Genomic DNA, 12,464 nt, shown 5'->3' with positions numbered 1-12,464 from the left:
CTGCTATGATATGATGCCCGAAAGAATTTCGTAGGAACGCAGCCGAGCATCGTGATTGTAAATCTGTGCACTGACAATCATTTCGTCCGCTCTCGTCTCCTCTAGAAAGCGTTCAAGACCTTTTCGCACCGTGTCCTTACTGCCTACAACCGTATACCGGGCACGCTCTGCCAAGGCTGCTTGTTCATATTCGTTTGCCACACGCTCGATACTGTCCACTGGTGGTTGGAGTTTCCCCGGACGGCCGCGGAACAAGCTCAATGCCTGCTGCTGCATAGATGTGGCTAACCTGTGCGCTTCGTCATCTGTATCGGCGGCTATGACGTTCACACCAATCATGCTGTGAGGCCTGCTGAGATGTGCTGAGGGACGAAAGTTCTCCCGGTACAATTGTAATGCGGGAATTGTATAGTTTGGTGCAAAGTGACTCGCAAAGGAAAAGGGAAATCCAAGTTGGCTAGCCAGGCGGGCGCTGAAATCACTTGACCCCAGCAGCCAGAAGGGAACATCCAAACCTTCCCCAGGAACTGCGCGCACATGCCTTTTTCCGTCATCCTGCGGATGAAAATAGGAGTACAGTTCCGCTAATAACTCTGGAAAGTCATCGGCACTTTCATCGAATCTGCGACGTAAGGCATGTGCTGTCACACCGTCAGTACCAGGTGCACGCCCCAATCCCAAGTCAATGCGGCCCGGGTACAGCGCTTCCAGCGTTCCAAACTGCTCAGCAATAACAAGTGGTGCGTGATTGGGCAACATAATACCGCCGGAACCAACCCGAATCGTCGAGGTACCTCCCGCAATATAGCCAATCACCACTGAAGTGGCTGAACTGGAAATCCCCGGCATACCGTGATGTTCTGCAACCCAGTATCTCTTGTAGCCCCACTTCTCAGCATGTTGGGCTAAATCCAGACTGTTTCTCAGAGCATCTGTTGCAGTGTGACCCTCTGTGATGGGAGCCAGGTCTAACACTGAAAAAGAAATGTCCTCCAGTTTATGTGTACCAGACATGATATCTCTCCCTTTCAAAAGCACAAAAAAATAGGTAACGATGCGTATCCGAGAGGCTAGGCAAGATGCCTAACCCTCCTGCAACTATATACAGGTTTTATTCCTGTCTCAAGTTTGATATGAAATATGCATGACATAAGTCTGCAACGGAATAGTAACGGCATTGGACCCGTACGCAATTGGACCCGTACACAATTAAACAGATACACACTCCTGCTGTACAACAATACGACCCTTGACGGCTGCACAGCAACGCGATCCTTGACGAAGGAAGGTTTCCATTCATGTCTTATCAACATTTGAATAATCCGGGACTCATTAGTGTTGGCCTTTTGCTCATTCGCCTGGTTGTCGGTATCACGTTTATCGGACACAGCGGTCAAAAGCTTTTTGGTTGGTTCGGCGGACCGGGACCCATAGGATTTGGAAAATGGCTGGAATCCTTGGGTTTTGGCTCTGGAACGCGAATTTGGAGTATCATTGCAGGCCTGTTTGAACTCGCAGGCGGATTCCTATTTGCAGCGGGAACCCTGACACCGATTGGCGCAATTCTGATCTCCCTTGTCATGATAGATGCCATTCTGATTGTGCACATGAAAAACGGCTTCTGGATAGATAAGGGCGGGTTTGAATACAATTTGGTATTGATTGCTGTCGTGATTGGCGTAGCCTTGACCGGGCCGGGGTCATATATCCTCATACATATGTAATAAGAGAGATACCAACTGCTGGTTCAGCCCTTCGGCAGAAACGCTTCCGACTTCGAAACTCGAATCTTTTCAGCAGGAAAGTACTTTTTGAAATACTTCTCAACCCTGTGATGCAAATCGCCTCTGTACCATTGTGTAAGGGCATGTTCTTCAAAAAGCTTCGGCATGCCAAGTGTCGCTGACCGTCTTCCGCTTAAACCGTCACCTATAGTCAAGGTGTCAATCCAAACACTGTCTGCGATTCCCTCCAGTGTCTTTGCAAAGTCGCGGGTAAACGGCAGAACCGGAGAAACCGAAGCTTGTGTTGGTATGCCTGCTTCATGGACGGCTGCCAGCGTTTTCAACCGCAATCGAATACCGGGCGCATACGGTGCAAAAATCCGTTTCATATCTTCACGGTCAGTCTCAACTGTCATCGAAACGAGAACTCTGCACACATCTTTGAGTTGCTTCAGTAAATCAATATCACGTTTAACAAGCGGACTCCGTGTCTGAATTTGAATAAAATCAGGTGGATTTACAAGCATCTGTTCTAGAATACTGCGAGTAATCTCTGCTTTCCTTTCAATCGGCTGGTAGGGGTCTGTAACAGAAGACATGAAAATGTTGATTGGCCTGTTTCTCGCGCGTAGTTTGACTGCCTCGATTCTGTATTTCTCTGCTGCGTTGGTTTTGATGTTCACCCAGGTTCCCCAAGGCATGTCTTTAAATTTCTGAACGGGCATCTCCCGTACATAGCAGTACTTGCAAGCGAAGGCACAGCCGCTGTACGGATTCAACGAATGAGTAAAACCAACGTTTAGATAACCCGTTGCTTCCGTAAGAATTGTCTTTGAAACAACATCCTTGACTTCAATGTTCAAATCTATCACTCCAACTGCTTACGGGCTGTCCCAAGTAACCCGCAAGTGTTCTTCCGCAAAACGGATAAAAGCTTGTGCAGCATGACTGAGATACTTGTCACTCCTATAGACGATACTCATCTCCCTCACCGGAGGATAGTCATGTATCGGAATAAACCTCAATTTTAGTTTATCCATGGACTCAACAAGTGAATTCGCTACGATGGCAATTCCGATATTTTCCCTGACAAAGTGAAACAGAGACGGGTTTGAACTGGTTTCAACCACTATGTTCATAGTGAAGCCGTGTTGCAGACACCAATCTTCAAGAAAATGCCTCCCCCAAAATCCTTTAGGGTACGCAACTATAGGCATGTCCATTAGTTCAAATAGAGACATTGATTCTCTGTCAAAGAAAGCACTCTGTCTGGAAACCACCACTCCATATTCTTCACGGGACAAAGAACGGATAACGAGACGCGCATCGACTGCAGGTTTGACAGCGATGCCAATATCAATGCCATTGCTTAATACCTCTTCCACCAGATTCACTTCGGAAGTGATTTCTAATTTTACAGTTGGATATTGTTGCATATAACTGATAAACATCGGAGTCAAACGAAAGTCCAGTTCAGAGGGCAATGCTCCTACACTGAGACGTCCACCGCGATGGTGACGCAGGTCTTCTATTTCAGTCATTGCATTTTGTAAATTCGCAAACATGCTCAGAGTATGTTTGCGAAGAACGCTACCCGCTTCAGTCAGTGCGGTTCGTTTGCCGATGCGGTCAAATAACGGGATCCCGATTTCTTCTTCAAGTGCTTTAATTTTCAAGCTCAAATTTGGCTGTGACACCTTCAGCTTGTCTGCTGCACGGGTGAAGTGCAATTCTTCACATACCGCCAGAAAGTACTCCAGTTGTCTCAATTCCATAGTAACACTCTCCCTCCATCGGTTGACCCGACTTATACAGCAGACAATCATTTGTCTGGTAAATCATAATGATAAATTAAATCTAATTGATAAATGATTGATGTGCAAGTATGATTCTTTCAAGACGTTTCCGGGGCAATGCAGCCCTCTCAGACCCACCCGTAACAGATGAATTCATGCCGATATGAGATTGGTTTCCGTTTGCTTTACAGAGTGTGCAACACGACTGCGCACTGAGAGGAGTTTAAATATATGAAGAAAAACACGCTCTTGTTGGCGATAGCACTATTCATCGCATCGTTGAATTTGCGGCCGTCAGTTCCTCATTCTCTCTCTTCCTTCAGAAAAGCTTTCATTCATGGCAGGCATCTCTCGCGTCCTGGGCTGTGATTGCATTCGTCGCAGCTGTTGTCTGGCGACTGCTCGCCCATATTCCGCAACAGAAACAGTATCAAACGCCTTCCGGTGTAAACACCAAGTTGCCTTGGACGAACCCGAAGGCGTGGCTCATTACCATATCCTTCGGGTTAATGGCTGTGTTGTTCTACTCGTTTACCGCTTGGCTGCCTCAAATCATTCAAGGCATGGGTTACACCAAGTCCTACGCAGCCAACGCCTTGACCCTATTTGTAGCTGTTCAAATTCCGGTCAGCCTAATTCTCTCTGTTGTACTGCGCAAAATTCCGTCTCGTCGACTTTGGCTCATCGTGGAATCTCTGTTTGAGCTTTGCGGACTTCTGCTTCTGGTTTTTCATCGTCACCCTCTAGTGGCCTCGGGACTTATTGGCATTGGAGCCGGCGGCTTGTTTCCGCTCAATCTGCTGCTTCCCATTGACATTACGTCTGACCACCATGAAGCCGCAGCATGGTCTGCTAAAGCGCAGTCAGTCGGTTACGTAATTGGTGCTGCCGGTCCAATTTTTCTAGGCTGGATCCATGCTGTTTCGAACAGTTTTTCCTCTGCCGTCTTCGCACTCATTGCTGTGGTGCTATTCATGATGGTTGTTCAAGTTGCGGCAACATCTCAACTAAAACTTTCTCACACGAAAGTCTTGGCTAAGAACCGCCGGCACTTGCGGAAAGCTGGTAGGATATGACCAAAAGCTGATACCCCGCAGCCGATACGAAGAAACCAAATCCAATTTCGCCCGAAAACTTCGGGGGTCTTCGAACCATACCTGATGAGTGCTTCCCGCCGAGTCCTTGTAATCATAGTGTGGTGCCTGAGACACGGTACTGTACCGAATAGGTACATTGTTCCTCGCGGCAACTTGAACGGCTCCCAAGGGGGTTAACGTCCGAGCCCTGCTTCCTTGTACGAAGGGAAGTTTCCAGTCGTAGCCGTAGACAGAGACGCCCATGAGAATTTTGCGCCGTGGAATCGCCGTCACTGCGTAATCAAGGACTTTGCGGATTTGGTCTACAGGTGACACTGCCCTTGCTTTTCCACCAATCCATCCCCACTCATAGCTCATTAGTACAACGTAGTCACACAGCCTCCCGTGGACTGGATAATCGTGGGCTGTATAAAGCAGCCCCTGCTGTGATGCAGACAGTTTCGGAGCTAGTGCCGTGGATACTGTATAGCCTTCACTGTGAAATCGAGTCACAACCTTTTGTAAGAACTGGTTGTACACTTCGCGATCGTCTGGATAGACGTACTCAAAATCTATGTTGAGTCCTTTGTGCCCCTTGTTTTTCATGACAGTCAAAACACTATCAATGAGTCTCTGCTGAACAGAGTCGCTGTTTAACACCACGTGAGCCAAATCCGAACTGAACATGCTGCCTTCCCAATTGGATATTACGAGCAAAGGGGAAACAGTCTGATTTTTCGCCAAATTGATGAGTTGGGTATCGTTCAGAGGGACAAGAGAGCCGTCTCGCCCAACGTGATAACTGAATGGACTCAAATAAGTCAGGACTGATGCGGTTTCACGTACAACCTGCTCGCCTCTACTGCCAACGTCCGTTAAATATGCATTTGCTTCAATGGTACGTCTGCTTTTCTTAGGAACCTTCAACTTCTGCCCGACCGACAGAATATCCGGATTTTGAATCTGATTCAGTGCAGCCAGAGCAGTCGCGGAAGTACCGTACCCCTTTGCAACGGCATACAATGTGTCTCCAGGCTGCACGACATAAGCCCCTCGCGGGGTTGGAATGACTATCGCCTGTCCAATGACTAGTTGCCGCGGGTCAGAAATGCCATTTAAATGAATCATGTCCTGTACATTCACTCCGTATAGCCGTGAGAGGCTCCACAAAGTCTGGCCCTGCCGTATAACGTGAATCTCCATTCCACACGCCCTCCTCGTCACTCTGACATCAGCCTATGCCAAGTATCCTTAGCCTTGGGTGGGCTCGAGTCTACAACTGGGTCTAATCCGACAGCACATGTCTTTGTTGTTCGTTGCAGAACCTACTAACTTTCTGGCGAACCTTCTGCGAAAGCACAAAATGCCACCTGGCTTGGTGGCATTTTGGATGTCGATGGTGCGCGTGCAGTTACAGTCCGGATTTACCCGAAAGATACTGGTTTGCTTGAGTGTCCAACTTTTTTAATGCTGCTGCGACTGATGTTTTTCCGGTGACTGCGTTGAAGAAGGCGGAGTCGAGCACACTGTCCACCTCTGAATATGCGTTTGTGTTAGCACGAGGCACAGTGTGTTTTGATTTCAGTATGTTAATCGTCACAGCCTCACCCTTATTCGACTTCAACCAACTAGCTGGGATTGCTTTTGCGCCGGCCGGAGTTGTGGGTGCAAATCCGCTGTGCATGGACCAATATGCCTGTTGCGCAGGTTCATTCCACCAGTGGACAAATGTCCATGCTGCCTTTTGATCCGCCTTGCTGACGCCATTAAACAAGACAAAGCCAAGCCCTTGAATGATACCCCCGCTATGTCCTGAGACTCCGGCTGGAAATGCAAAGGCCCCCATCTTAAATTTCCCGCCCGTCGCAGCGAGAATTTTTTGATAACCTGCCGACGTACCGTCAACAATGGCCATTTTCTGTGCGCCGAAGTCGGCCCTCATTGTATTTCCATGTCCAAAAACCATCTCTTTCTTTTGGTGCAGTGTTCGGAAGTAATTGAATGTCGTTTTACCGGCAGAATTGTCAAACTGCACTTTCTTCTTCGACGTGCCCGCGAATGTGCTGCCTCCGTTGGAAATAAACGCAGAGAGAATGTGGGCTGAGGAGTCTTTAAAGCCAAGTGGAATCACACCAAGTGCTTTTAGTTTCTGCAGATCAAGGGCCATTGCTGTCCACGTGGCAGGAGGCGCTTTGATTCCTGCTTTTTTAAACAGCGACTTATTGTAGTAGAACTCTTCCACCTTCACATCTGCTGGATAGCGGTACTCTTTCCCGTTCCACATGGTATTGCCCTGTACACCTGACCAGAAGGTTTCTTTGCTGTTTGTAGAGAGAAACGAGTTTAAAGGTAACAGCGCTTTGGCACTCACATATTTTCCAATATAGTGGCTGATTTCGGCAAGCACGGGAGGATGACCTGCTGTAACTGCTGCTAGGGCTTTGGCAGAAGCGTGTGTAATGTTAAGACTGATATCCACCTTGGAGTGAGATGCATTAAACTTCTTCACAAGCTTCTGCTCAGTGTTTGCGACGGGCCCGCTCGAATGTGATTCCCACAGTTGAATCTTGATTGGCCCACTGGTCGATCCCGATGCCGTATTGCTGGTATTTTTCGCACCGCCTGTGCTGCTTCCGCTTGAAGACGTGTTTGCAGTCCCACACCCCGCAATTACCAACGTGGCAAGGCTCACAGCCCCAAATGCTAACATTTTATTTTTCATTTTTTTCTCTCCTTCGAAACGATTTTAATAACCATATGGTCAACCTTTAATGCCCGCATCGCGCCCAGCTGCACCTGCAACAATGTGCTTTTGGGCAAGAAAGAAAATGACTACAATCGGCAACAACGCAATCAGTACAGCGGAAGACATCTTTGGTATATTTGCCTGATAGACAGACATGTAGTGTGCAAGAACCACCTCTAGAGGCTGCACATTTCGGTTATCCGTCATAATGAGCGGCCATTGAAACATGTTCCAAGCTCCTATAAAAGTTAATAGGGAAACCGTCGTCACGGCAGGCCTTGCAAGGGGGATAGCTATTTTCCACAAGTAGAACAGCCGACTGCCCCCTTCCATCGCTACGGCCTCCCAGTACGCTCTCGGAAGTGTTTTAAAAAACTGCCTAAACATAAAAACACCCAGCGCATTTGCCGCAAACGGAAGAATTTCAACAGCATACGTATTAAGGAGGTGCAATTTTGAAATTACGACATACTGCGGCACGAGAATTGCCTGGCCAGGAATCATCATGGTCCCCAGAATGAGAAGAGTTGTCAGGTTCTGCCCGCGAAACTTCAAATCCGACAGCGCATATCCAGCCAAGGCAGAAGTGACGAGCACCAAGAGGACCGTTACTACGGAAATCATCACTGTATTGAATATGTAGAGCGACCAGTGAGTCCCCTCCAATACGCTGAATAAGGGTTTGAAATCAAGTTTCGGCAGAAATGCAGGAGGAATCTTGTAAACGTCCTGCGGTTGGTTCAACGCGGTTACCACAATCCAATAAATCGGAAACCCAAAGAGAATGGCTAGGCTTGCCTGAGAAAACCAGGTTGGGACTCGAACTTGCCACTTTTGTCTCACTGAAACACTCCTCTCCTACTAGAAATGATGTCTTCTTCTCCTTCTAGCGATAAAACACCAATCTGTTGGATATCCATTTTTGAAACACCGTTAATCCCAAAATGACGAAAAACAAGATGATGCTCATGGCCGCAGCCAGACCATAGTGGTAGTATTGAAAGCCTGTCTGATAAATCAAAAGTGCATCTGTGGTCGTCGCATAGGCAGGTCCTCCACCTCCGCCTCTCGGGCCTCCGGTCATAGTGTAAATCTGCGAAAAAGCCTGCAGTGCGTTCATCGTGGCGAACAGGACGACAAGAAAGGTGCTTGGAGACACAAGCGGCCAAATGATTTTATGAAATATCGTCCCCCGCCCTGCGCCGTCCACCATCGCCGCCTCAAGGGGATGGCGGGAAATATTGGCTAAACCGGCAAGAAACAATATTACATAGAGCCCAAGCGAGTGCCAGGTACTGTAAATCATGACGGCGGGAAGCGCCCAGTTGGTGCTTTCCAGCCAATTAAGAGGGGGTATGTGGAACCACGAAAGAATGAAGTTCGCCAAACCAAATCGTGGATTAAACACCCACACCCAGACAATGGATGTCGCGACAAGAGGAGTAACATGTGGCAGAAATACTAGAGAGCGAAAAAAACCGCGCAATTTGGAGCGTGCTGCTTCACGAAACAGCATGGCGATACCCAAGCTTAAGAATGTTTGGGCCGGTACCATCAAGAATGCAAAATACGCGGTTGTAAGCATGGAACGCCAGAACAAGGGTTGCCGAAAAAGAATTTTGAACTCACCAAGTCCAACAAACTGGGAGTGACTGAAGGTGATGTTCCAATGGAACAATGCCATTACAAACAGAAATGCCATTGGAACATAGGTAAATACTACAAACACTGCTAACGTTGGACTCAGGAGCAGCCATCCAAAACTTGCCTCCACAAGATGCTTGCCTTTTCTGACCACCATGTTGCCAACCGATTCGAGTAAGGATTGCCTCACAATCCGAACAACAGGAATCTCTTTTTGAACCGACATAGTATACCTGCCTTTCCTGCTGGAGTAGTCTTGTCAGCCCGCGTTTCCCCCTTACCAAGTCCGAGTGTACGTGGTGAACGTAAAATAACCGTGAAAAACATCTCCACGGCTGGTAAATTTTCTGTTAATGAAATCTCAACTCAAGACAGCGAGTTCTGTGGTGGAATCAGGATGGTAAAGCGGGTACCTTTCCCAGGGAGACTTCGCACGGTGACTTCCCCTGCATGTGCGTCGACGACTTCCTTTACAATCGCAAGTCCAAGTCCAGCACCTTCCTTATCCCGACTGCGCGATGGTTCAATCCGATAGAGCCGTTCAAAAATAAATGGAAGATGACTTGAATCAATACCAATTCCTTCATCCTCGACAGTAAAGACTACCCCGTGTACCGCATTGCGGACAGTCACAATGATACGTTTTCCTGGCGGAGTATACCTGAGAGCATTAGATATAAGATTGATGATGACTTGCGACATTCTGTTTTTATCCATCAAAATGCAAAGCGACTTGTCCTCAATATGTACATTTATGTTTACTGACCGCCTTGTTGCTTCGGCTTCAAAAAGTGTAACCAGTTTGGTCAGCCAGTCTTCTACAGACACCCACGCGAGGTCCAACTTTTGAACACCTGCCTGAACCTCATTCAACTCGTCAAGTTCGTCAACAATCGTTTGAATCCGTTCTGTTTCCTCATGCAAAATTGTGGCCGTTTGCTTATCCCATTGATACAGCCCAAGGTGAATTGCTTCCAGTCGATTTCCAATAACGTTCAGCGGAGTCCGCAGTTCATGATGAATATCCGCTAAAATCCTTTTGCGAGTTTCCTGTGCTTCCTGAAGCCTGTTACGTGTCACTGCAAATGCATTAATCACATTCTGAATTTCTACATCTCCACCCGTCGGCAGGGGAGCATCGAATGCTCCGGCGGTCATGGATATGGCCGTAGCAGCCAAGTCCTCCAGCGGCCTAAGGAAACTGCGTACAAGAACCACAACAAACAGAAAAGCTACAATAGAAATGATAAAAACAACCAGGAATTGAGCTGTGTCAAAGCCATACGTAATTCTGCGTTTCAAAGTTCTGACCTGGGGCGAGATGTATGGATGCATGTAGAAAGTGCCGACTTTTGTGTTCTGGAACAAAATAGGCGCACTCTGCCAATCAGGCTTTCGTTTTGCATGACTTTGTGTTCTGATAACGCCTCCGTTATTCGGGACGACTACCGCTTCAAGTTGACTAAGTTTTTGTCCATCGATGTGCAGAGAGGATTCACTTGCGAGGTGCTGACGAACCGCATTCCACGAACCAAACTCATCATATAGGACGCCCATCATCTGCGCCCAGTCTGAAGTTTGGTCTGTCTGGTTATGTCTGGAGTATTTGTACAGCGATTGTTGAAGGCTCCAGTGGGCTGCAACGAGATCGAGAAAAGACATTGCCAAAATCACAGTGGTGACAAGCACCATTACACGTCGGCGCAGCGACTGTTTGGGAAATACAGGGAGACGTGTCATGTGCGCCTCATCTGAGTTTCTGTGCTTCCGCCCAACTTGTATCCGATTCCATAGACCGTTTTAATCAGGGGAGTACCGCTCAAACCTTTCAGTTTCGTTCTCAAGTTGCTCAAGTGAGCTGAAATCGCATGCAACTGGCCCGAGTCATTTGTTCCATACAGTTCCTGTGCCAGCGCCTCTTTCGTCAAAACGCGCTGCACTCGCTCTGCCAGCAGCCCAAGAATCTTGAATTCCGTTAAAGTCAAAGGGATTTCTATGTCATTAAAACGAGCTGTAAACTCGTCTCTATTCAATGAAAGAACCCCATCATCAAAGTGAATTTCCGTTATGGACGAGGTGCTTGACCGGGGGATTTGCGAAGGTGAATTCGTGGTTCTCAGGAGCATCTTGATTCTGGCATTGAGTTCGCGAAGGCTGAACGGCTTTGCCAGGTAATCGTCAGCCCCACTGTCCAATCCGCTCACCTTGTCAGACACGGTTGCTCTAGCACTTAACATGATGACTCTAATGTTATTCATAGACTTAGCGACCTGACAAATCTCGATGCCAGACAAACCGGGCAACATCCAATCGAGCACAATGAGGTCTATCGTCTCTTTTAGCAAGTATCGTATGCCATCTTGCCCATCATATGCGATGAAGCAATGAAACCCTTGTTTTTCTAAATATAGACCAATCGTATCTGCAGTATGCTTTTCATCCTCAATAATCAAGATTCCCGCCATTGTAGAGCTATCTCCTCACTAAATCTTGTTCTAAATGAAAAGTATAGCTAGGAAATGTGTAGCTTATATCTTGATTATGTTAAGGATTTGCAAAATTCAATTTACATTTGTAAATGTGTTGTCCTTGAAAAGGACAGTCCCCCACCCACAACATTGCAGCCAACATACACTACCGTAGTTAGGTTGCTTATCCACAACGAGGCAGGGGGAAGCCCGTATGAATTCTGCTTCACCCAAGGTGCTGATTGTATCCATACCTAAAGGCGGCACCAATCTGTTGATGCAGGTGATACTTGGCATTCCTGGAATGGTCAGAACTCGACATAACATGTTGACCAAAGCAGCAAAGAACGGGATTTCTGCTGGAGAAATGGGAGTCATGCACCTTCCCTATGCGCCGCAGTTTGAAAGAGCTCTTTTGGATAATAACGTAAAAATTCTGTTTATCAGCCGTGATTTAAGAGACGTGACAGTCTCCATGATGCACTTTATTCTTTCCAAGTTCCCGTCACACTTCTTCGTTCCGTCTTTGCAAAATATCTGAAGACAAACGCAGCGAGGTTGTCAGCCATTATTAATGGTATCAGCCTACAGGAAGTGATAGAAGATACGGTACTGGCTAACCAATTGCTAGTGGCACAGGGAACTGATTATTACCCCAATATCCGCCAATTTTATTCTCAGTTTATAGGCTGAAAAGACTTGACGTCCGTCTGCCATGTAACCTTTGAAGAACTAGTACAATCCACCGCAAGAACAATGGCGGTAGAACGGATTGTCGACTTTTGTGGAGTGATTTGTCCCGTCTTGAGATTCCAAGACAAGAACTGGCGGCACTGATGGAGCACAATATCAACCCAGGAGCGTCGCCAACGTATCGAAAAGGGCAAATTGGTGATTGGAAGACAGTGTTTAATGAGCAGCATGTGAGAGATTTTAAGCGCGTCTCTGGACAGATGCTCATTGAGTTGGGCTACGAGGACGACTTGTCGTGGTAGTCATATCCCAACAGT

Annotated in this window: 13 protein-coding genes; 4 read left to right on the top strand and 9 right to left on the bottom strand. The window is 47.3% G+C overall.

Annotated features, from left to right (window positions below):
* Positions 1–3: 3 nt before the first annotated feature.
* On the bottom strand, positions 4–1,014 hold the full coding sequence (locus GI364_RS06090; protein WP_198852784.1) for an LLM class flavin-dependent oxidoreductase: 1,011 nt from the start codon (positions 1,012–1,014) through the stop codon (positions 4–6).
* A 284-nt stretch (positions 1,015–1,298) separates the two neighbouring features.
* Here GI364_RS06090 and GI364_RS06085 point away from each other — a divergent pair, with 284 nt between their 5' ends.
* On the top strand, positions 1,299–1,724 hold the full coding sequence (locus GI364_RS06085; RefSeq protein WP_198852783.1) for a DoxX family protein: 426 nt from the start codon (positions 1,299–1,301) through the stop codon (positions 1,722–1,724).
* Between the two features lie 23 nt (positions 1,725–1,747).
* On the opposite strand, the gene GI364_RS06080 is transcribed toward GI364_RS06085, so the two are convergent.
* On the bottom strand, positions 1,748–2,587 hold the full coding sequence (locus GI364_RS06080; RefSeq protein WP_198852782.1) for an SPL family radical SAM protein: 840 nt from the start codon (positions 2,585–2,587) through the stop codon (positions 1,748–1,750).
* Between the two features lie 18 nt (positions 2,588–2,605).
* Positions 2,606–3,499: a LysR family transcriptional regulator gene (locus tag GI364_RS06075; protein ID WP_198852781.1), complete on the bottom strand. Its 894-nt coding sequence runs from the start codon at positions 3,497–3,499 to the stop codon at positions 2,606–2,608.
* A gap of 248 nt (positions 3,500–3,747) precedes the next feature.
* Here GI364_RS06075 and GI364_RS06070 point away from each other — a divergent pair, with 248 nt between their 5' ends.
* Positions 3,748–4,596 carry an MFS transporter gene (locus GI364_RS06070; protein WP_198853873.1) on the top strand — a complete coding sequence of 283 codons (849 nt, stop codon included), beginning with the start codon at positions 3,748–3,750 and terminating at the stop codon, positions 4,594–4,596.
* Here the strand turns inward: GI364_RS06070 and GI364_RS06065 are convergent.
* From GI364_RS06065 to GI364_RS06040, 6 genes are all read right to left on the bottom strand, one after another.
* Positions 4,528–5,799, bottom strand: a complete 1,272-nt coding sequence (locus GI364_RS06065; protein WP_233096033.1) for a glycoside hydrolase family 18 protein — start codon at positions 5,797–5,799, stop codon at positions 4,528–4,530. The two genes, GI364_RS06070 and GI364_RS06065, sit on opposite strands and share 69 nt — an antisense overlap.
* Positions 5,800–6,007: 208 nt before the next feature.
* The gene (locus tag GI364_RS06060; protein ID WP_198852780.1) at positions 6,008–7,318 is read right to left on the bottom strand and encodes an extracellular solute-binding protein; all 1,311 of its coding nucleotides are present in this window, start codon (positions 7,316–7,318) and stop codon (positions 6,008–6,010) included.
* Positions 7,319–7,357: 39 nt separating this feature from the next.
* Positions 7,358–8,185 carry a carbohydrate ABC transporter permease gene (locus GI364_RS06055; RefSeq protein ID WP_198852779.1) on the bottom strand — a complete coding sequence of 276 codons (828 nt, stop codon included), beginning with the start codon at positions 8,183–8,185 and terminating at the stop codon, positions 7,358–7,360.
* A gap of 43 nt (positions 8,186–8,228) precedes the next feature.
* Positions 8,229–9,212: a carbohydrate ABC transporter permease gene (locus GI364_RS06050; RefSeq protein WP_198852778.1), complete on the bottom strand. Its 984-nt coding sequence runs from the start codon at positions 9,210–9,212 to the stop codon at positions 8,229–8,231.
* 140 nt (positions 9,213–9,352) lie between these two features.
* Positions 9,353–10,726 (bottom strand): HAMP domain-containing sensor histidine kinase, encoded by a 1,374-nt coding sequence (locus tag GI364_RS06045; RefSeq protein ID WP_198852777.1) that lies wholly within the window; start codon positions 10,724–10,726, stop codon positions 9,353–9,355.
* On the bottom strand, positions 10,723–11,451 hold the full coding sequence (locus tag GI364_RS06040; RefSeq protein WP_198852776.1) for a response regulator transcription factor: 729 nt from the start codon (positions 11,449–11,451) through the stop codon (positions 10,723–10,725). The genes GI364_RS06045 and GI364_RS06040 overlap by 4 nt, the downstream gene beginning before the upstream one ends.
* A gap of 217 nt (positions 11,452–11,668) precedes the next feature.
* On the opposite strand from GI364_RS06040, the gene GI364_RS06035 reads away from it, so the two are divergent.
* Positions 11,669–11,995, top strand: coding sequence for a sulfotransferase domain-containing protein (locus GI364_RS06035; protein WP_198852775.1), 327 nt, complete (start codon positions 11,669–11,671; stop codon positions 11,993–11,995).
* Positions 11,996–12,236: 241 nt separating this feature from the next.
* Complete coding sequence (locus tag GI364_RS06030; protein WP_198852774.1) at positions 12,237–12,449, top strand: hypothetical protein; 213 nt, start codon at positions 12,237–12,239, stop codon at positions 12,447–12,449.
* The last annotated feature ends 15 nt before the right edge of the window (positions 12,450–12,464 follow it).

It is taken from the genome of Alicyclobacillus sp. SO9, assembly GCF_016406125.1.
In the GTDB taxonomy this organism is placed as follows: domain Bacteria; phylum Bacillota; class Bacilli; order Alicyclobacillales; family Alicyclobacillaceae; genus SO9.
This window is presented reverse-complemented; position numbering and strand designations above follow the sequence as displayed.